Origin of the sequence: Streptomyces scabichelini, assembly GCF_011045015.1 — a bacterium.
Lineage (GTDB): Bacteria > Actinomycetota > Actinomycetes > Streptomycetales > Streptomycetaceae > Streptomyces > Streptomyces scabichelini.
In genome coordinates this window covers 1-17,792 of the sequence record NZ_JAAKZY010000119.1, presented here as the reverse complement: position 1 = coordinate 17,792, position 17,792 = coordinate 1, and the positions used below count along the sequence as shown (strand labels likewise).

The 17,792-nt window shown below is 70.1% G+C and carries 19 protein-coding genes and 1 pseudogene; 11 read left to right on the top strand and 9 right to left on the bottom strand.

Translation table 11 applies throughout. The annotated features are described in order from the left end of the window. Window positions 1-2: 2 nt before the first annotated feature. Window positions 3-890, bottom strand: coding sequence for an oxidoreductase (locus tag G5C60_RS30865; protein ID WP_165264287.1), 888 nt, complete (start codon window positions 888-890; stop codon window positions 3-5). A gap of 73 nt (window positions 891-963) precedes the next feature. On the opposite strand from G5C60_RS30865, the gene G5C60_RS30860 reads away from it, so the two are divergent. The 4 genes from G5C60_RS30860 (at window position 964) to G5C60_RS30850 (ending at window position 3,680) form a co-directional block, all read left to right on the top strand. Next, entirely contained in the window at window positions 964-1,350 is a 387-nt protein-coding gene (locus tag G5C60_RS30860) for a PPOX class F420-dependent oxidoreductase (RefSeq protein WP_165264286.1), read from the top strand. Window positions 1,351-1,501: 151 nt separating this feature from the next. After that, window positions 1,502-1,918 (top strand): VOC family protein, encoded by a 417-nt coding sequence (locus G5C60_RS30855; protein WP_165264285.1) that lies wholly within the window; start codon window positions 1,502-1,504, stop codon window positions 1,916-1,918. A gap of 94 nt (window positions 1,919-2,012) precedes the next feature. Then, complete coding sequence (locus G5C60_RS53280; RefSeq protein WP_277611394.1) at window positions 2,013-2,141, top strand: hypothetical protein; 129 nt, start codon at window positions 2,013-2,015, stop codon at window positions 2,139-2,141. A gap of 51 nt (window positions 2,142-2,192) precedes the next feature. Next, window positions 2,193-3,680: a cation:proton antiporter domain-containing protein gene (locus G5C60_RS30850; RefSeq protein WP_338145980.1), complete on the top strand. Its 1,488-nt coding sequence runs from the start codon at window positions 2,193-2,195 to the stop codon at window positions 3,678-3,680. 107 nt (window positions 3,681-3,787) lie between these two features. Here the strand turns inward: G5C60_RS30850 and G5C60_RS30845 are convergent, their stop codons facing one another. Both G5C60_RS30845 and G5C60_RS30840 read right to left on the bottom strand, forming a co-directional pair. Beyond that, window positions 3,788-5,173, bottom strand: a complete 1,386-nt coding sequence (locus tag G5C60_RS30845) for an acyltransferase family protein (protein ID WP_241267197.1) — start codon at window positions 5,171-5,173, stop codon at window positions 3,788-3,790. A 62-nt stretch (window positions 5,174-5,235) separates the two neighbouring features. Beyond that, window positions 5,236-5,895: a dienelactone hydrolase family protein gene (locus tag G5C60_RS30840; RefSeq protein ID WP_165264284.1), complete on the bottom strand. Its 660-nt coding sequence runs from the start codon at window positions 5,893-5,895 to the stop codon at window positions 5,236-5,238. A 228-nt stretch (window positions 5,896-6,123) separates the two neighbouring features. Here G5C60_RS30840 and G5C60_RS30835 point away from each other — a divergent pair. Next, a pseudogene (locus G5C60_RS30835) lies at window positions 6,124-7,539 on the top strand (SpoIIE family protein phosphatase); the annotation flags it as partial. Window positions 7,540-7,759: 220 nt separating this feature from the next. Here the strand turns inward: G5C60_RS30835 and G5C60_RS30830 are convergent. From G5C60_RS30830 to G5C60_RS30820, 3 genes are all read right to left on the bottom strand, one after another. Continuing rightward, complete coding sequence (locus G5C60_RS30830) at window positions 7,760-8,656, bottom strand: coiled-coil domain-containing protein (RefSeq protein WP_165264282.1); 897 nt, start codon at window positions 8,654-8,656, stop codon at window positions 7,760-7,762. Window positions 8,657-8,703: 47 nt separating this feature from the next. After that, window positions 8,704-8,937 (bottom strand): hypothetical protein, encoded by a 234-nt coding sequence (locus G5C60_RS30825; protein ID WP_165264281.1) that lies wholly within the window; start codon window positions 8,935-8,937, stop codon window positions 8,704-8,706. 258 nt (window positions 8,938-9,195) lie between these two features. Next, window positions 9,196-9,375, bottom strand: a complete 180-nt coding sequence (locus G5C60_RS30820; protein ID WP_165264280.1) for a hypothetical protein — start codon at window positions 9,373-9,375, stop codon at window positions 9,196-9,198. 193 nt (window positions 9,376-9,568) lie between these two features. Between G5C60_RS30820 and G5C60_RS30815 the strand changes: the two genes are divergently transcribed. After that, on the top strand, window positions 9,569-10,228 hold the full coding sequence (locus G5C60_RS30815; protein WP_338145979.1) for a dienelactone hydrolase family protein: 660 nt from the start codon (window positions 9,569-9,571) through the stop codon (window positions 10,226-10,228). Between the two features lie 194 nt (window positions 10,229-10,422). After that, window positions 10,423-10,695 carry an ANTAR domain-containing protein gene (locus G5C60_RS30810; protein WP_165264279.1) on the top strand — a complete coding sequence of 91 codons (273 nt, stop codon included), beginning with the start codon at window positions 10,423-10,425 and terminating at the stop codon, window positions 10,693-10,695. A gap of 90 nt (window positions 10,696-10,785) precedes the next feature. On the opposite strand, the gene G5C60_RS30805 is transcribed toward G5C60_RS30810, so the two are convergent. Together G5C60_RS30805 and G5C60_RS30800 are read right to left on the bottom strand one after the other, a co-directional pair. After that, complete coding sequence (locus G5C60_RS30805) at window positions 10,786-11,529, bottom strand: SOS response-associated peptidase (RefSeq protein ID WP_165264301.1); 744 nt, start codon at window positions 11,527-11,529, stop codon at window positions 10,786-10,788. 65 nt (window positions 11,530-11,594) lie between these two features. Continuing rightward, window positions 11,595-12,179 (bottom strand): hypothetical protein, encoded by a 585-nt coding sequence (locus tag G5C60_RS30800; protein ID WP_206440203.1) that lies wholly within the window; start codon window positions 12,177-12,179, stop codon window positions 11,595-11,597. Window positions 12,180-12,363: 184 nt separating this feature from the next. Here G5C60_RS30800 and G5C60_RS30795 point away from each other — a divergent pair, with 184 nt between their 5' ends. After that, window positions 12,364-12,675, top strand: a complete 312-nt coding sequence (locus G5C60_RS30795) for a PPC domain-containing DNA-binding protein (protein ID WP_338145978.1) — start codon at window positions 12,364-12,366, stop codon at window positions 12,673-12,675. 116 nt (window positions 12,676-12,791) lie between these two features. After that, window positions 12,792-13,826: a sigma-70 family RNA polymerase sigma factor gene (locus tag G5C60_RS30790; RefSeq protein WP_165264278.1), complete on the top strand. Its 1,035-nt coding sequence runs from the start codon at window positions 12,792-12,794 to the stop codon at window positions 13,824-13,826. 59 nt (window positions 13,827-13,885) lie between these two features. Here the strand turns inward: G5C60_RS30790 and G5C60_RS30785 are convergent, their stop codons facing one another. Further along, window positions 13,886-14,947 carry a zinc-binding alcohol dehydrogenase family protein gene (locus G5C60_RS30785; RefSeq protein ID WP_206440205.1) on the bottom strand — a complete coding sequence of 354 codons (1,062 nt, stop codon included), beginning with the start codon at window positions 14,945-14,947 and terminating at the stop codon, window positions 13,886-13,888. Window positions 14,948-15,184: 237 nt separating this feature from the next. On the opposite strand from G5C60_RS30785, the gene G5C60_RS30780 reads away from it, so the two are divergent. Continuing rightward, on the top strand, window positions 15,185-17,356 hold the full coding sequence (locus G5C60_RS30780) for a hypothetical protein (protein ID WP_165264276.1): 2,172 nt from the start codon (window positions 15,185-15,187) through the stop codon (window positions 17,354-17,356). Between the two features lie 182 nt (window positions 17,357-17,538). Further along, a partial coding sequence (locus tag G5C60_RS30775; protein ID WP_165264275.1) for a hypothetical protein occupies window positions 17,539-17,792 on the top strand: 254 nt, incomplete at its 3' end.

The following is a 17,792-nucleotide window of genomic DNA, read 5'->3' as shown; positions in this document are numbered from 1 at the left end:
AACTACCGGGCGAGGCGGGCGAGTTCGTCGTCCGAGAGACGGATCGCGCCCGCTGCCACGTTCTCCACGAGGTGGTCAGGACTGCCGGTCCCCGGGATGGCCAGGACATGCGGACCGCGATGCAGGGTCCAGGCCAGCCGGATCTGCACGGGCGTCGCGCCGTGGGCACGGGCGACGGCGAGCACCTCGGCGCCGCCGGTGTCGCTCGCACCCGCCTCGCGCCCCTCCCCGGCGATGGCGAAGAACGGCACGAAGGCGATGCCCTGTTCACCGCAGATCCGCAGTACGTCGTCACCGTCGGCGGTGCGCGTGTCGAGCCCGTACCGGTTCTGGACGCAGACCACCGGTGCGATGGCCCGCGCCTCGGCAAGCTGCTCCGGGCCGACATTGGACAGACCGAGATGACGGATCAGCCCGGCCTCGCGCAGCCCGGCCAGCGCACCGAAGTGCTCGGCGAGCGAACGCGGCCCGTACATACGGAGGTTGACGACGTCGAGATGGTCCCGGCCGAGCTGGCGCAGGTTCTCCTCAACCTGGCCGCGCAGCTGCTCCGGCGACGCCCAGGGCAGCCACTCGCCCGACGGGTCGCGTCCCGGGCCGACCTTGGTGACGATGACCAGGTCGTCCGGGTAGGGAGCAAGAGCCGAGTTCACCAGCTCGTTGGCGGAGCGCAGGGACGAGAAGTAGAAGGCGGCGGTGTCGATGTGGTTGACGCCCAGTTCGATCGCGCGCCGCAGCACGTGGAGGGACCGTCCACGGTCACTCGGCGTACCCGCGTCGAAGGCGCCGCTGCCGGTCAGGCGCATCGTGCCGAATCCGAGACGGTTGACCGTGAGGTCACCGAGCCGCCAAGTCCCCGCTGCCGCCGCGTTGATCGTCCCTAAGCTCATCGTCGGAGTCTGGCACGGGGCTTCGGGCCGCGGGAGCGTACGCCGGTGAATCGGTGCCGCTTAGACTCCAGGCGTGGATAAGTCTGCGCTGGACCGGCTCGGTGCCGAGAAGTACCTGCTGATCACGAGCTATCGGAAGAACGGTACGGGGATCGCGACCCCCGTGTGGGTGGTGCGGGACGGCGAGGCGCTCGGTGTCTGGTCGGCCGCGGACGCCTGGAAGGTGAAGCGGATCCGCAACCGCGCCGACGTCCTGGTGGGGCCGTGCGACGCCCGCGGAAATCCGACGGGCGAGCAGGTCCCCGCCACCGCCGAGGTCTGCGACCAGGCCGTCACCGCTCGCTACCGCGCGCTCATCGCCCGCAAATACGGCATCTTCGGCCGACTCACCCTCTTCGGCAGCCGACTGCGACGCGGAGAGAAGGGGACGGTCGGGATCCGGGTCTCGCTGCTGCCGTAGGCCCGTCCCTCCGCCCACGCAGAGCCCTGGTGCAGCCCGTGGCCGCCGACACCGTACGGACATCACCGCACAACTACCCGTCGGGCATGGGGAATTGTCCGTCCGACCGGCGGGTTGACGAGTCGGTACTCGAGATCTCGAAGGAGGCGACATGCCCGACGAACCGGCCGTCCGCGAACTCCGCCTGGTGGTCACGGCAGACGACTACGACGCGGCGCTGCACTTCTACCGTGACGTCCTCGGGCTCACCGAGCGGGGCGCGTTCACCTCGCCCGACGGACGGGTCACCATCCTCGACGCGGGCCGAGCCACCCTCGAGCTGACTGATCCGAACCACGCCGCCTTCATCGACGAAGTCGAGGTCGGGCGGCGAGTGGCCGGCCACATTCGGGTCGCCTTCCAGGTCGACGACTCCGCCGCCACCACGTCGACACTGGCCGCCGCCGGAGCCGAGGTGGTCGCCGAGCCGACGCGCACCCCGTGGAACTCGCTGAACTCCCGGCTCGAGGCGCCAGGCGCTCTTCAGCTGACTCTCTTCACCGAGCTGCCACCGCCTTCAGATGCGTGACGGTGGTTGCGGGAGCGTGAGTTACCCGCCCGTACACGTGGTCCCCCCAGGCCAGGAGGCCAGGTGATGAACCCGGCCTCCGGGGTTACCCGCCGTGGGTGAAATGTGGACCACGGCGCCCGCACCGGCCGACGCCGACGCACCCGACGACACCGTGGTGCCGAGGAACGCCGGGGCCGAACCCGAGGCAGTACGGGAGCAGAAGAAGCGCGGTGGCCCCTGAGCGACATCCCCGGCCAGGACCGGAGTCTCCCTTGGCGGGAGGCCGGCTCCGGTGACGCAGGACATGCAGAACCTGGGGTTCACGCTGCTGGCCCTGGCCGTGGTGGTTCTGGGCGCCCTCTTGTCCAACCGGCTGAGTGAGCGCACCAGGATTCCGGCCCCGGCCTTCTGCCTCGCCGCCTCAGCGATCGCGGCCGCGCTCGTTCCCGCCCTGCGCGACTTCCCCATCGAGGTCATCCAGCACCTCGTGACCGTCGGTCTCGTGCTCATCCTCTTCGACGGGGGCATGCGCCTCGGCCCGCGCCGCTTTCGGCCGGAGGCCGGAGTGATCGCCCTCCTGGGAGCCGTGGGAACGCTCGCGACAGCGGGAGCACTGGCCGTCCTTGCGCACCTGCTGCTGGATCTCGCCTGGCTGCCCGCGCTGCTCCTCGGCACCGCGCTGTCACCCACGGATCCCGCGGTGTTGTTCTCCGTCCTGGGGCGAAGGGAGATCACGGGACGCAGCGGGACGGTGCTGCAAGGAGAGTCCGGCGTCAACGATCCGGTCGGAGTCGCCCTGCTGGCCGGACTGCTCGAACTGGGCAACCGCACAGGGGCCGGTGCGGTGGCGCACATCTCCACGCTGTTCCTCGTGCAGGCGGCCATCGGCATCGCCGTCGGAGTGGCCGCAGGCCGGGCGCTGGAGGCACTGCTCCACCGGGTGCCGCTGCCGGATGAGGGGCTGTATCCGCTCGGCACGCTCGCCGGGGTGTTCGCGGTCTACGGCCTGGCCACGGTGGCGCACGGCTCCGGTTTCCTCGCTGTCTTCGTCGCGGGCCTCACGCTCGGGGACGCGCACGCACCGTACAAGCCGGAGATCGAACGGTTCCACGGTGCACTGGCCGGCCTGGGGGAGATCAGTGCCTTCGTCGGCCTGGGCATGACCGCTTCCCTGGGTGACTACCTCGCGTATGGAGCGTGGATCGAGGGACTGGCCGTCGCGGCGCTGCTGATGCTGGTCGTCCGGCCGCTGATCGTGGCGGTACTCCTCACACCGGCCCGGCTGAGCGTCGGGGAGCGGGTGTTCCTCGGCTTCGCAGGCCTCAAGGGAGCCGTCCCGATCCTGCTCGGCAGCTTCGTGCTCACTTCACACGAGGTCGAAGGGACGCGCGTCTATGGCGTGGTCTTCGTCGTCGTCGCCGTGTCAGTACTCGTACAGGGCACGCTGCTGCCCGTCGTGGCCAGATGGTGCCGCGTGCCCATGCACCAGGTTCCCCTCGAACCCTGGGCCCTGGGCGTGCGCTTCCGCGAGCGGCCCGAAGGACTGCGCCGCCATCGCGTGGAGCCGGGGTCGCGGGCGGACCGCACCCTGATCGCGGATCTCGAACTGCCGGACACCATGTGGGTCGCGCTTGTCATCCGGCGGGGGCGGCTCGTCCCGGTCCAGGACCGTACCGAGTTGAAGGCCGGCGACGAGGTGGTGGTTCTCACCGACCCGGAGGCCCCGGACGGCTCCTCCACCCGCCAATTCCGCAGCCGCGAGGGGCCGGCGTCGCCGTAGTAGTCGCGGTAGTCGTCGGCCCCGGTCGTATCCGCTGCGACAGCCGGGGCGGCCGGGGCAGCCGGGTCGCCAGGTGGCCGGGGCGTCGGGTCGCCGGGTCGTCCGGGTCAGGGCGATCGTGGAGGTGGGCTGTGGATCTCAGGTCTCAGTGGTGCGTCGCCGCCCCGGACCAGTGAGACCGCCAGGGCGCACCGCAACGTTGCGGCACCGGTGAAGTAGGCGGCCAGGGCCAGCGTGGGCAGGCCGGCGGGACCGTGATGGCCCGGGTCTGCCAGGGCGATACCGAGGAGCCCGGCCAGGACACAGGCCACACCGGTGAGAGTGAGCAGGCCCGGCAGTACGCCGGTCGCGCTGCCCGGCGCGGGCCGGGGACCCGTGCCTCGCTCGAAGCGCCCGAATACGGCGACGAGCACCGCGAGGATCAGCGCCAGCACGATGAGCCAGGGGACGCGGACCAGGAACCAGGTCGGCGACGCCGGTGGCGGCTGCGGCAGCAGTCCCGTGGGATACAACGCCAGCGCGCCGAGGACGGCAGCGGTCAGGTGCCACAGGAACAGTGTCATGATCACCGAGTTGACCGCCACCACGGCCGTCCACGGGGTGCGGCGGCCCAGCCACCGACGTGCCCGGCGGTGCAACAGCAGGGCCAGTCCGGTCTGGGTGGCGGCCAGCGCCAGCAGCGCCAGGGTGGGCGGTGACGTGTTCTGGAGCTCCTGCCCCGTCACCCCGACCATGCTGACCGGATACGGACCGACCACCGTCAGCAGCACCAGGGCGGCGAGCCCGGTCAGGGCGAGCGGGAGCGAGACACCGCGCCGGTCGGGCAGTCGCCCGTCCTGCCAGGCGAAACCGAGTTGATGTACGGCCAGCCAGGCGCACAGGAAGTTGGCCTCTCCCACGTAGGGAACGTGCAGCACCAGCCGCGCCGCGTCCCCCACGGCCACCAGAAGGGTCAGCACGATCGGTACGGCCAGACCGTACCGGCGGTGCAGGGCCAGCATCGGCGGGGTGAGGACCACCACCGCCAGATAGGCCGTCAGGAACCACAGCGGGAGGGCGCCCAGCCAGACAGCGGTGCCGATCAGGCCGGGATCCATGCCGAGGGCCTTGGCTAGGAGGGCGGCGAAGGCCAGGACGGCCAGGAGCAGTGTCGTGGGGCGGACCAGGCGGTCGGTGCGGTGCAGCGTCCAGCCGACGGCGTTGCCGCCCTGGTTGTGGTGGGCGGTCAGGGAGGCCGCGTTGGCGAAACCGCCGACCAGGAAGAAGACCGGCATGACCTGGAACAGCCAGGTGAACGGACGGGTCCACGGCACGAGCTGGAGGACAGTGTCGCCGTACAGCTCACCGTCGTAGGTCACGTGCACGGCCATCCAGTGGCCGACCACCACGACAACGATCGCGACAGCACGCAGGAAGTCGACATGGCGATCCCGGTGCGCCGGGGTCCGCTCGGCCAGCCGGCGCATCTCCCGCAGTATCGAGATCGAGCTCATGGCCGACTCGTCTCCGCCGTGTCGGCGTCACAGCGCCGAGTGCTGACCAGGAAGGGGCGCTGTCACGCGGCATTGGGCTGGTCCGCTCCGGGGTGCACGTACCACTCTCGGGCGGCGGTGGCCACTTGGTGCACTGCCTCGGGTTCTGCGGACAGCGGCGTACTGCCGCGCACAACGTGGATCTTGTGCGGTGGGGAAAGCCTCTCAGCGGTCTGACGGTTCAGCCCCAGGAGGTCCTCGTTGTCACTGGTGATCATCAATACCGGGGTCCGCACCTGCTCGAGTGCGTCGCCCGCCAGATCGGGTCGCCCATCCCGGCAGACCACGGCATGCACTCGGGCCGGCCGCTCGGCGGCGGCCTGGAGCGCGGCGGCCGCGGCTGTGTTGGCGGCGAACAGCCCGACCGGCACTCCGGCCGTGTCCGGCTGCTGGTCCAGCCAGTCGATGGCGGCCACCAGCCGCTGGCCCAGCAGAGGTATGTCGAAGCGGTGCGTGCTCTTCGACGCGTCGGTACGTTCCTCACGCTCCGTCAGCAGATCGAGGAGCAGGGTTCCCAGAGCGGCCTTGCGCAGCTCGGTGGCGACCGTGCGGTTGGGCGCGCTGCTCCGTGCGCTGCCGCTGCCTCGCACCAGCAGCACCACCGATCGCACCGGGCCGGCCACCACCAGGTCACCGGTGAGGACCGCCTCGCCCGTCGGCACCATGACGGTGTCGGAAATCATCGTCCTCTTCCTCCTCACTGGCGCCACTGCCGCCTGCCACCGGCGCGTGTTCCCGGCCCGCAGCTGTGTGGGTGTCGCTCCCATCTCCTCATTCCGTCTTCGCCGAGTTCCCCAGAACCCGTCGCCATACCTGTGGCCCGGTTGTCGGGCCAGGACCCGGCTGTGCGGAGCCGGAGCGGCCGGGAGACAGCGCGAGTTCGGGAGCACAATGGAAAGGGGAATGAGGACATGTACGAAAACCCCCTGGTGGCGGAGAATGCTGCGGCTGCCGTAGACGCCCAGGGTGTCGTGGCGGCGTGGAGCCGGGGTGCCCGACTGCTTCTCGGATATGAGCCGGGTGAGGCGATCGGGCGTCCGGCGTCCGATCTTCTTGCTGCTCGCCTTCCGGACTCGGCCTGGCGGAGCGTCGCCCAGCAGGAGGCGTGGACCGGGCGGGTCGCGCTGCGCGACCGGGACGGCCAACGGGTGGAGGCCGATGTGCGGGCCTACCCGCTGGTCGGTGCCGATGACCATGTCGAGTGGTTCGTTCACGCCGCCCGGCAGGAGACCGACGGTGCGGACCTCACCCTGCAGCGCCGCCTGCTTCAGTACCACCGGCCCGCGCAGCCGGCAGTGGAGACAGCGATGCGTTACCTGCCCGCGGAACCGCAGACAGGTGTGGGAGGCGACTGGTTCGATGTGATCCCTCTCTCCGGAGCCCGTGTGGCTCTGGTCGTCGGCGATGTCGTCGGCCACGGCATCAACGCCTCCGCCACCATGGGCCAGCTGCGCAGTGCGATGCGCACCTTGGCCGATGTCGACCTTCCTCCCGATGAACTGCTGACCCAGCTCGACGACCTCATCCTCGAAGAGATCGAAGAGGGCATCGAATCCGCCGGGGAGGTGGGCGCGACCTGTCTGTACGCGGTCTACGACCCGGTGTCCCGCCACTGCACCCTGGCCAGTGCCGGCCACCTCGCGCCCGCCGTCGTCATGCCGGACGGCTCAGTGGGGTTCATTCCCCTGGTACCGGGCCCCCCTCTCGGCGTGGGCGGTCTCCCCTTCGAGGCCACCGAAGTCCGCCTGCCCGAAGGCAGCCTGCTCGTCCTGTACACGGACGGACTGGTCGAGAACCGCAACCGCGACGTGGACGCCGGACTGCAGAAACTCGTGCAGGTCCTGGCCGAGCCCAGCCGATCGCTGGAGGCCACCTGCGACAACGTCGTCACGGCACTTCTGCCCGAGCAACCGGACGACGACGTCGCCCTGCTCGTGGCCCGCACCCACGCCCTGGGCCCCTCGCACGTGGCCTCCTGGGACCTGCCCGCCACCCCCGTCGTCGTCGCCGACGCGCGCCGGCGGGCCGCCGACCAGCTCACGACCTGGGGTCTGCAGGACGCCGTCCCGACCACTGAGCTGATCGTCAGCGAGCTGGTCACCAACGCCATCCGGCACGCCAGTGCCCCCATCCAGCTGCGGCTCATTCGCACCGCCGCCCTGATCTGCGAGGTCTCCGACGCCAGCAGCACCGCTCCGCACCTGCGGCGCGCCCGTACGCTGGATGAGGGCGGCCGTGGCCTGTTCCTGGTCGGCCAGCTCGCCGAGCGCTGGGGCACCCGTCACACGCCGACAGGAAAGACCATCTGGGCTGAGCAGCACCCACCGCTCCCTCGCCCTCGGCCCCGGCGCCCGCCACCTGGGAGATCACTCACAGCGGATCACGTAGTGGGACCACGCAAGGACGAACGTGAGTACTCGGCGCGGCCGACCGACAGGTTCCGCCCGGCACCCCAGGCACGCGGCGCCAACCGGATCAAGCTTGCGAAGACGGTCTCCGGCGGAGAGTGAACCAACTCATCAGCCGGCTCCCGGTCGGCTACGCCGCCTACGGCGTGCGGTGCATCCGTTCGGCGAGCTGCCGGGCGTGTGCGGCGGCGTCCTCGGCCCGGCGCCGGGCCGCGCGGGCGGCCCGGTCGGCGTCACGCGCATGGTCGCGAGCGTGCCGGGCGGCGTCCCGGGCCTGATGGTGCTCGTCCTCGGCTTCCTTCAGCTGCTGGGACAGCTCGGCGACGCGCTGCTCCGCCCGCTGATGCTGTTCCTCGGCCGCGCGCTGTTCGTCCTGGGCGGCGGCCAGCTCGTCCTCGCGGTCCTGCATCTCCCGCTCGGCGTCCGCGGCCTGTTGCCGGGCCCGCTGAAGGCGTTCCTGCTGCTCCCGGCGACGGGAGCGCGCGGCGTCGAGATCGGCCACCTGCCCCTTGGCCTTGGTGCCGCGGCGCGCAGCCGGAGGTGCCGCGGGCTCCTGAGGCAGGGCGGCGAAGCCGACCGGGGCGCTCAATGCCTTGGTCAGACGCCCCTGGGCCCACTGCTCGGCGGCTTGCGGGTCGGCCAACACCGCGTGCAGGGTCTGTTGGACCTCGCGCTGTGCGTCTTCGCTGATGCGCTGCCCGGCCTCTGCAGTCAGCCGGCCGGCCTCCCGCGCCAGAGCGAACGTCACGTGCCGTTGCTGCGCCGACAGCTTCCGCAGTTGTTCGCCGTCCAGATCCCGGTGTGCCTGCCGCAGTGCCTCGCCGAGCTGGAGAAGACGCCGGGTCTCGTCCGGCTGCTCGCGTACCAGCAGGTTGCCGGCCCACGCTGCCAGGCTGGGGCGCCGCAGACGGCGGATCTCTTCCGCCAGCCCCACGTCCCCCGCGGCGCGGGCGGCCTTGGCACGCTCGTTGCGAGTGGCGGTGAAATCACCCGGCGGCAGACCGTACAGCTCGTCGGCGACAGCGTCCAGATCCACCCGTCCCTCCAGCCCCCACTCCCCGCATACCGAGGGGGATCCGACCGTCAGGCGTGATCCACGAGTTGTGCGAAGCCCTTCTGGCGGGCGCAGTGCGCGCAGCAGAAGAACTGTCCGTCCGCCTGGAGGCCGTGGCCGAGGATGCGGCACTGGCAGTTGTCACAGATCGGCGCCATCCTCTGGGCGGCGCACTCGATGCTGTCGAAGGTGTGGACTGCTCCCGCGGCATGCACCTCGAACGACAACTCGTAGTCGTTGTGGCAGACCTCGCACACGGCCATGAATGGTCAACTCCTCGTTGTTGCACGGGCAAGCCGGAGTGCCTGCGTCGGCTTCCCCTGGAAGGTAACGGCAAGACGCACAGCACCTGGGACGGCACGTTGACGCGCGTGCGACCGGCATACACGAAATCACTCTGCTGGGCGCGGGAGGAGCTGTGGCGCGCGCGGTGGACATGCCACGGCCGCGGCTGGCCGCGCTCCTCGACGATGCCCACCTCCTGCCGTCGTCACGGATCCCCCAACGCCCACCCGCAAAACTCACTCTCCCGTCGGGACGTCGTCCGCCCGCTCGCCCTCCGCTTGAGACGGTTCGGTCCTGGGCACGTCGGGGTGCTGTTCCATCGCGCTGCGCTCGCCCGGCTCGTTGCGTTCGCCCTCGGCCTGCGACGGGGTGTGCGAATACAGCCAGCGGTCGTAATCCGAGCCTCCGGATTGCATGACGGACCTCCTTCGCTCGCTAACCTCATGCTCCACCTTCGGCCGTGACACGGCGAGAGAAGCACGAGCAGCGGGCGGCGGTGGCACCGCCGTCGCCGTATGGGCGCCCTGGGTTCTCCTGCCGGGGTTGGGGTACACGGGTCCAAGGTCTGGGACGCAACCGGCCTCGCAGCCGGACAGCAGGAGTAAGCAGGTGACGGTCTTGATCTCTGAGATGGTGTCGGTGCCTGCCGACCGCATCACGCTCTCAGCTGACTTCGTCGTGCCCGAATCGGCCCGGGCAACCGTGCTGTTCGCGCACGGCGTCCACACATCTCGGCACAGCCCTCGTATGCGGTCCGTAGCCGCCGAGCTGCACAAGGCCGGATTCGGCACCCTGTCACTGGATCTGCTCAGTGAGATGGAGGGCCGGAGGGCAGAGGTGACGGAAGAGCTCCGTGTAGACATGGACATGCTCGGCCGTCGAGTGGTGGCCGCGGTGGACTGGCTGAAGATACAGCCTGATACCCGGGCACTGCCGGTGATCATCTTCGCCGCCGGCGCCGAGGCGGCCGCAGCGCTGCTGGCCGCGGCGGAGCTGCCGGACCGGGTGCTGACGGTGGTGTCATGGGCCGGGCAACCGGACCTGGCGGGCGATGCGCTGGAGCGCGTACGCGTACCGGTTCTGTTCGTCGCGGGCAGTCAGGATCCACGAGCACTGTCGTCGACTCAGGAAGCCGCCCAACGGCTGGCGGCTCCGCACGCCGTGCGCGAAGTGGCGGGTGCTTCCCACCGGTTCGAGGAGCCGGGCGCGTTGGATCAGGTCGTCGACATGGCCAAGGAGTGGTTCGAGGACCGCTTGCGATCCACATGAGATCGACTTCACTCGTTGCGTTTTCTCACCATCGGTGTGACGGTGATGTGAGAGGTTCCGAAACAGGCAATGCCCGTCTGGTCAAGCGGAAGGGCGAGAGAGCCATGGAACGGCGACGACCCCTATGGCGCCGCGGTGACGTGAACCACCACACCCAAGAGCACTCCGGTGCTGGGCAGGAGCGAGAGAGCCCCATGGATCGTGTCCTGCAACTGGAGGCCGAGGTCGCGCAGCTTCAGCAAGCTGTGAATTCGCACGCGGTGATCGACCAGGCGATCGGAGTCGTCGTCGCGGTGGGGCAGATGACGCCCGAGGAGGCGTGGGACGTGCTTCGCGAGACGTCCATGTGCACCAACATCAAGTTGCGTCACGTGGCCGAGCTGGTGGTCGACTGGGGCCGGACCGGCGAGCTCGTGGCGGACATAAAGGACCAGCTCACGCTGAGGCTGCGGGATCGAATCATGTGAGGTGAGCATCGAGCCCAGGTGACACCTGACACCTGACACCTGACGCATGCGGTCGGGCGTACCGCCTGAGAACCCGGCTCTCCCCTGCGGCTACAGGTCCGCCTCGTCCAGGAGCTGTGGGCCGTTGTTTCGTACGTTGTTGACGGCCATGGACACGGGCCGGGCGTTCAGGTTGCCGCCCGCGGGCGGGGTGAGCAGCTTGCGCAGCCGGTCGGGGTCCTGGTGGCGGGGGTCGAGCCAGGCGTCGTAGTGGTCGGGAGTGAGGGCGAGCGGCATGCGGGGGTGGAGGCGGCCTGCCGCGTCGGTGGCCTCGGTGGTGATGATGGTGCAGGTCATCAGCCAGGCGGCGGGGTCGTCGTCGTGTTCGACCTCCGGGTTGTGCCAGTACTCGTAGAGGCCGGCGAGCGCCATCACCTGCCCGTCCTCCGGATGGATGAAGTAGGGCTGCTTGCGGGCCTTGCCCGTGGACCGGTCCTTGGTCTGCTGCCACTCGTAAAAGCCGTCGGCGGGCAGCAGGCAGCGGTGTTTGACGAAGGCGCGGCGGAAGGCGGGCTTTTCGTGCACGGTCTCCATCCGTGCGTTGATCATCCGTGCGCCGATCTTCATGTCCTTCGCCCACGACGGCACCAGCCCCCACCGCAGCGGGCGCAGTTCCCGCCGCACTGACGCGGCCTCGGCCTCCTCACGCGGGGTGCGCTCCAGGACGGCCGGCACGTCGTCGGTCGGGGCGGTGTTCCAGTTCGGCGCCAGGGCCTCCTGGGGATGCCACTCGGTGACCTGGAAGAGCCGGGCCAGGTCCTCGGGGCTGCGGGTGGAGACATAGCGGCCGCACATACCGCCACTCTGCCACGACATTTCCAGATACGTCCGTGCCGGATCTGGAGCGTCACCGTTGGCGGCTACTTCTTCTCGCCCTCCTTCGCTGCCCGTTCCAGGTCCTCGTCCGACAACACCCGCTCGTCGGGATCCGCCGTGTCCCGGCCCGGCTGGAAGCGGAGCTGTTCCATGTACGGGGTCGGTTCCTTGCGCCGGTAGTCCACGAACTCCTTGGCGTAGTAGGCGCGGGCTTCTTCGACGCTCTTCCGGTCCGTGACGATGTCGTGCAGGAGGTTGAGGGCCAGGAAGTTCGCCTGTTCGTCGTGGCAGCGGGCCGACACCTCGCCCGCGGTCCGCTCCACGACCACGCTTCCGTCGAAGCGCGCGAGCGCGGTGACCTTCTCCGGCGGGACCCGGTAGTCGATGAACGACTCCACCGAGTCGATATGGGGGATCGGGAACTCGTGGGAGTAGAAGGTCCGGGACGCCTCCACGCGCTTCCACGGCCCGACCTCGTGCCAGATGAGCAGCGATGCGGTCGCTTCCTCCGGTTCGCCGTACTCGTCGATGACCAACTGCGCGGCCTCGCGCGATTCCTCCGGCCAGTCAGTGATCGCCGCACGGCGTATCCGAGACACCGGGTATCCGAAGCACGTGGGTACTCCCATGCGTCCGTCCCAGCGGGCGCGCCCCGGTGGTTGGCGCGATCAGGGGCGGGTACTCGGGCGCGCATGAAGTGGCAACAGGTGCAAGCCTCTCCGGCACCGGTGTACGTGCTGGTCCTCGATCCGCGAGGAGGCCGTCGGCGAGATCACCGAGTTCGCGCGGGAGCAGTCACTCGGGGCCTCCCAGGTGACCGCCGTGGGCGCCTTCTCGCAGGCCGCGGTCGGGTGGTTCGACCGCCAGGCCAAGGACTACCGGCGCACCACGATCGACGCGCAGTCCGAAGTCCTGTCGCTGCTGGGGGACATCGCCGTCGGAGAGGACGGACCGACCGCCCACCTGCACGCCGTACTGGGGCTCGCGGACAGCACGACCCGCGGCGGTCACCTGCTGGAGGGACGGGTGTGGCCGACCCTCGAGGTGATCGTGCGGGACAGCCCGGCATCGCTGGCGAAGATCTACCGGCCCGATCTCGGACTGGCACTGATCAATTTGCCGTGACGGAATCCTCCGGGCTCGTCAAGAGTTCACCGCCATGCTCCTCGGGTACTCGCAAAGCTCTGCATACAGGGATTGGCAAAGCTCTGCATACAGAGAGGAGACGGAGGTCCGAGAAGATGTCTCCCCTGGCACAGACTCAGCTCGCACAGACTCCCGTGGCGGACTCCCTGGAACGCCGTCGTGCTTCCGCCCGCTCCGCCCGGCGGCGCAGCCGGGTGCCCGAGCCCGACGAGGAACCGGATCTACTGGGCCAGTACCTGGCCCAGATCGCGGCGACCCCGCTGCTCGGCGCGCAGGACGAGGTGCGGCTGGCCCAGCGCATCGAGGCCGGAGTGCACGCCCTGGAGGAACTGGGGCAGGCCGAGGCCGGCGAGCGCGACCTGCCGCCGGACAGGCGTCGGGAGCTGGAAGCGATCGCCCATGACGGCCAGGCGGCCAAGGACCACATGATCCGGGCCAACTTGCGGCTCGTGGTGGCGATGGCCAAGCGGCACGCGCACCGGGGTGTGCCCCTGCTCGACGTCATCCAGGAGGGCAACCTGGGGCTGATACGGGCCGTGGAGAAGTTCGACCACACCAAGGGCTTCAAGTTCTCCACGTACGCCACCTGGTGGATCCGCCAGGCGATCGAGCGGGGCCTGGCCCAGCACGCTCGTACGATACGGCTGCCGATGCATGTGGTGGAGGAGCTGCAGAAGCTCGCGAAGGTCGAACGGCGCCTGCAGCTGAGCCTCGGACGCGAGCCCACGGCCCAGGAGGTCGCCCACGGCAGCGGTTTCGCCGAGGACAGGGTCACCTGGCTGCGCCGCGTCGGACGGCACGCGGTCAGCCTGGACACGCCGGTGGACGAAACCGGCGAGACAGTGGTGGGCGACCTCATCCCCGACACGGACGTGCTGCAGGCCCCGGAGGTTGCCGAGTACCAGGCGCTCGCGCAGGACCTGAGGGAGACCATCGGCATGCTCGCGCCCCGCGAGGCCATGATCCTCAGCCTGCGGTACGGCCTGCACGACGGGCAGCCTCGCACCCTTGAGCAGGTGGCGCGGCATGTGGGCCTGACGCGCGAGCGCGTGCGGCAGCTGGAGAAGGAGTCCCTCGCGCGGCTGCGGGCGCCCGAGACGCGGGAGCGGCTGTTGGAGTGGGCCGGCTGACGACCCACGAGACCGGTGAACGGCTGTACCTCCGCACGGACGCCCTCCGGCCGACTGCCTCAAGCTGAGGCCGGAGAAGGCCGAGCGGAGTCGACGGAGCCGCCCCGCGGTCCGCGTCCGCTGTCGTTGACCAGCACGGCCGCCCCGTCGAAGCGGCCCGCCTTCAGGTCCTGGAGAGCCTGCTGCGCCTGGGCCAGAGGGTACGTGTGCGTGGTGGCGCGTACGCCGTAGCGGCCGACGAGGGTCAGGAACTCCCTGCCGTCCTCACGGGTGTTGGAGGTGACGCTGCGTACCTCCTTCTCGTAGAAGAGCTCGTGCTCGTAGTCGAGCGGCGGGACGTCGCTGAGGTGGATTCCCGCGATCGAGAGGATCCCGCCGCGGTCGAGGGCCCGCAGCGCGACGGGGACCAGGGCGCCGACCGGGGCGAACAGGATCGCGCTGTCGAGCGGTTCCGGCGGCGGATCGTACGTGTCGGCCGCCGAGGCGGCGCCCAGGGCGAGGGCGAGGCGCCGGGCGGCCGGGTCGCGGGTCCGTACGTGCACGGTCGCGCCCTGCGCGATCGCCACCTGCGCGCACAGGTGGGCGCTGCCGCCGAAGCCGTACAGACCGAGACGCCCGCCGGGAGGCAGCGCGGCGCGGCGCAGCGCGCGGTAGCCGATGATGCCCGCGCACATCAGCGGGGCCAGGGCGATGTCGTCGACGTCGCCGGGGAGCGGGTAGGCGAAGGCGGCAGGCACGGTGGTGTACTCCGCGTAGCCGCCGTCGGCGTCCCAGCCGGTGTAGAGGGAGTCCGGGCAGAGGTTCTCGTTCCCCCGCGCGCAGTAGGCACAACTGCCGTCGGTACGACGCAGCCAGGCCACCCCGACGTGGTCCCCGACCGCGTATCCGGTCACCGCCCCGCCCGTCCCCGCCACCCGCCCGACGACCTCGTGCCCGGGCGTCACGCGCGGCCGGTGCACCGGCAGATCACCCTCGCTGACATGCAGATCCGTACGGCAGACTCCGCAGGCGCTCACCTGGACGAGGAGTTCATCGGGCCCCGGCGTGGGAACCGGCTTCTCGACCAACCGCAAGGGCTCCCGCTCGATCGGCCCCGGCTCGGCCACCACCCACGCACGCATCATCGTCATGTCGACATGTTCGCGCCGACGGAGCCGTACGGCGCCTCGGCGGCACCGACCGCGGGCTCCTGAGTTCCGTCGTATTTCTGAGGGACAACGGAAACGATCGTTGACGCGGCGTGGGTGTGGTGCCAACGTGCACGCACCAGTCCTCCCGGCCGGCCGGGACTTCGGGTGGTGTCCGGACCGGATGCCACCCGCCAGCGGCGCATCAAGGCGAACGGAGGACTTGCCGCCATGTCAACCACCAGCGGAGATCCGACAACGGGGTCGGCCGACTTCTTGGCGTCCCCCTTGGCCGACGCTTCCCTTCCCGAAGAGTGGGGAAGCGACCAGGGCACGGCACAGACCAGCACCGAAACGAGCGCCGAGGCCGGCGCAGCGGCCCCAGCCCCCCGCCCCACCCAGGGCCGGTACCGCGGCAACGACGCCGGATACCAGTTCGACCTGCGCGTTGATGTCGACAGCGTGCCCGGCGGACCCAAGGTCCTGCGGAAGGTCAGCGGGGACTTCTTCGGCACCGGCGGCGGTACGACGGCCTACCACGGCTCCTTCGTCGTGCACGCCCCCACCGTCTCCTGGACCGCGACCCAGGTCGTGATCAAGGGGCTCGGCAGTTACACCTGGCAGGCCGGGCACCCGAACGTGCAGGTCACCATCCCGCGCCGCAGCACGAACCAGCCGCCCGGCGCCGCGACCGTGGAGTTCCTGAGCTCGACCGGCCAACTGGGCGCCACATACGTCTGCCCGTACGTCTCGCCGTACTTCCGCACCGTCGAGTGGGAGCAGGACTCGGTGACCGGGGCGGTGCCCTTCCTGTCGTACAACACCGGTTCGCTCCCGCAGCCGCCCAGCAGCCCGGCCCGCATCCTCACCGTGCCCCGCGCCTACGCCGAGGCCGGCATCGAGCTGCTGGTGTCCGGGACCGCCAACGTCATCGCCAACAACCAGAACGGCTGGACGAACACCGAGCTGCACGGCGCGATGGAGACCAACTTCAGCCTGTGGCGCAACGCCCCGCAGTGGAAGGTGTGGCTGCTGGTGGCCAGCGCGTACGAAGGCGCGGCGGGCGTACGCGGCATCATGTTCGACGCCGCCGACGCCTTCCAGCGGCAGGGCTGCGCCGTCTTCCACGACATGATCAAGGGCACCGACGCCGAATCGCAACGCGCCCAACTACGCACGTACGTCCATGAATTGGGCCACTCCTTCAACCTGCTGCACTCCTGGCAGAAGAACCTGGCCCAGCCGCCCGCCCCGCTCGGCGACAACAACGGCCTCGCCGACCTCTCGTGGATGAACTACGCGCAGAACTACCAGCCGTTGAACGGAAACGGCGGAACGGCCGCCTACTGGGGCGCGTTCCCCTTCCAGTTCACCGACAACGAGCAGATCCATCTGCGGCACGGCTTCTACCGGAACGTCGTCATGGGGGCCAACGCCTTCGGCACCGGCGCCGCCGACATCGAGCCCGAACTCTTCGACGAACCGCTCACCGACGAGTCCGGTCTCCGCCTGGACCTGCGCGCCGACAAGGGCGGCTTCGCGTTCGGTGAACCCGTCGTGGTGGAGCTGAAGCTGGAGACCACCGACCTGCGCGGACGCTCCACGCACAACCACCTCCACCCGGACGACGAACTCGTCAACATCGCCGTCCGGCAGCCCTCAGGCCGCACCGTGCTCTACCGGCCGCTGCTGCGCCGCTGCGTCGACCAGGACCAGACCGTCCGCCTGGACACGAGCAGGCCCGCGATCTACAGCAGTGCCTACATCGGCTACGGCCGTGACGGGCACTACTTCCAGCAGCCGGGCACGTATCAACTGCGCGCGTCCTACATCGCCTCGGACGGCTCCCGGATCGTCTCGCCGGTGCTGCGGCTCACCGTCAGGCACCCCGTCAGCCAGACCGACGTACAGCTCGCCGAGCTGATGATGGGGGAGGACCAGGGCAAGATCCTCGCGCTGCGCGGCTCCGACTCGCCGTCGCTGCAGTCCGGCAACGACGCGCTCCAGGAGATCATCGAGCGGCACGGCGCGCACCCGTTCGCCGTGTACGCGCGGCTGGCCAAGGGACTCAACTTCGAGCACGAGTTCAAGAGTCTGAGCCCCGACAAGACCGAGCTGACCGTACGTCCGCCCGACCCCAAGTCCGGGATCGAGCAGCTCTCGCAGGTGGTCAAGGTGTCCGAGCAGGGCAAGGGCGTCGACAACCTCACCCTGAACCTGGCCACACGCCGGCTGGCCCGCGCCTACGCCCGCCAGGGCGACCTCGAAGAGGCCGGTGTCACGCTCGACCGCCTGATGCAGCACTTCGGCAGGAGGAGGTTCAAGCCGTACGTCGTGGAGGCCGTACGCGACCAGGTCGACACCACCAAGGCACGGCTCATCGCCGAGTTCGGCGACAGCTGACCGTGCCCGCCTGGGCGCTCACGGGCGACCCCTCTGCCCGTGAGCGCCCGTCAGCGCCCGTGAGCGCTTTCCCGCACCCGCGCGGACGCACGGACCGGCCCGTGGCAGCATCACGTACAAGCCACCTGCGAGCCACGCACAAACGCGGAATCGCGGAATCGCGGAACGGGAAGGAGCCCAGCGTGCTCGACCTCGTCCTGTACGGGCCGAGTGGCCCCCAGCCCGTCGGCCGCCCGGCCCAGGTGCGGGTGGAGATCCGCAACACGGGCGACCGCGACCTGTGGATCGCGGGCGTACTCGACGGCTCCGAGAGCGGCCTGCGCTACCCGCACTACCTCCCCGTCGTCACCCGTGCCGGCGACGACACCATGGTCGCCCGGCCCGCTCCGCCGGAGGACCCCCTCGTCGGCCCCCTCCACGCGAGTGACCTGCTCCC

What these genes read in the sequence shown, in the direction of transcription:
- G5C60_RS30865 (WP_165264287.1), bottom strand. Translation starts at nt 890, where the DNA reads ATGAGCTTAGGGACGATCAACGCGGCGGCAGCGGGGACTTGGCGGCTC.
- G5C60_RS30820 (WP_165264280.1), bottom strand. Translation starts at nt 9,375, where the DNA reads ATGCAATCCGGAGGCTCGGATTACGACCGCTGGCTGTATTCGCACACC.
- G5C60_RS30810 (WP_165264279.1), top strand. Translation starts at nt 10,423, where the DNA reads ATGGATCGTGTCCTGCAACTGGAGGCCGAGGTCGCGCAGCTTCAGCAA.
- G5C60_RS30840 (WP_165264284.1), bottom strand. Translation starts at nt 5,895, where the DNA reads ATGATTTCCGACACCGTCATGGTGCCGACGGGCGAGGCGGTCCTCACC.
- G5C60_RS30785 (WP_206440205.1), bottom strand. Translation starts at nt 14,947, where the DNA reads ATGCGTGCGTGGGTGGTGGCCGAGCCGGGGCCGATCGAGCGGGAGCCC.
- G5C60_RS30855 (WP_165264285.1), top strand. Translation starts at nt 1,502, where the DNA reads ATGCCCGACGAACCGGCCGTCCGCGAACTCCGCCTGGTGGTCACGGCA.
- G5C60_RS30800 (WP_206440203.1), bottom strand. Translation starts at nt 12,179, where the DNA reads ATGGGAGTACCCACGTGCTTCGGATACCCGGTGTCTCGGATACGCCGT.
- G5C60_RS30780 (WP_165264276.1), top strand. Translation starts at nt 15,185, where the DNA reads ATGTCAACCACCAGCGGAGATCCGACAACGGGGTCGGCCGACTTCTTG.
- G5C60_RS30825 (WP_165264281.1), bottom strand. Translation starts at nt 8,937, where the DNA reads ATGGCCGTGTGCGAGGTCTGCCACAACGACTACGAGTTGTCGTTCGAG.
- G5C60_RS30805 (WP_165264301.1), bottom strand. Translation starts at nt 11,529, where the DNA reads ATGTGCGGCCGCTATGTCTCCACCCGCAGCCCCGAGGACCTGGCCCGG.
- G5C60_RS30790 (WP_165264278.1), top strand. Translation starts at nt 12,792, where the DNA reads ATGTCTCCCCTGGCACAGACTCAGCTCGCACAGACTCCCGTGGCGGAC.
- G5C60_RS30845 (WP_241267197.1), bottom strand. Translation starts at nt 5,173, where the DNA reads ATGAGCTCGATCTCGATACTGCGGGAGATGCGCCGGCTGGCCGAGCGG.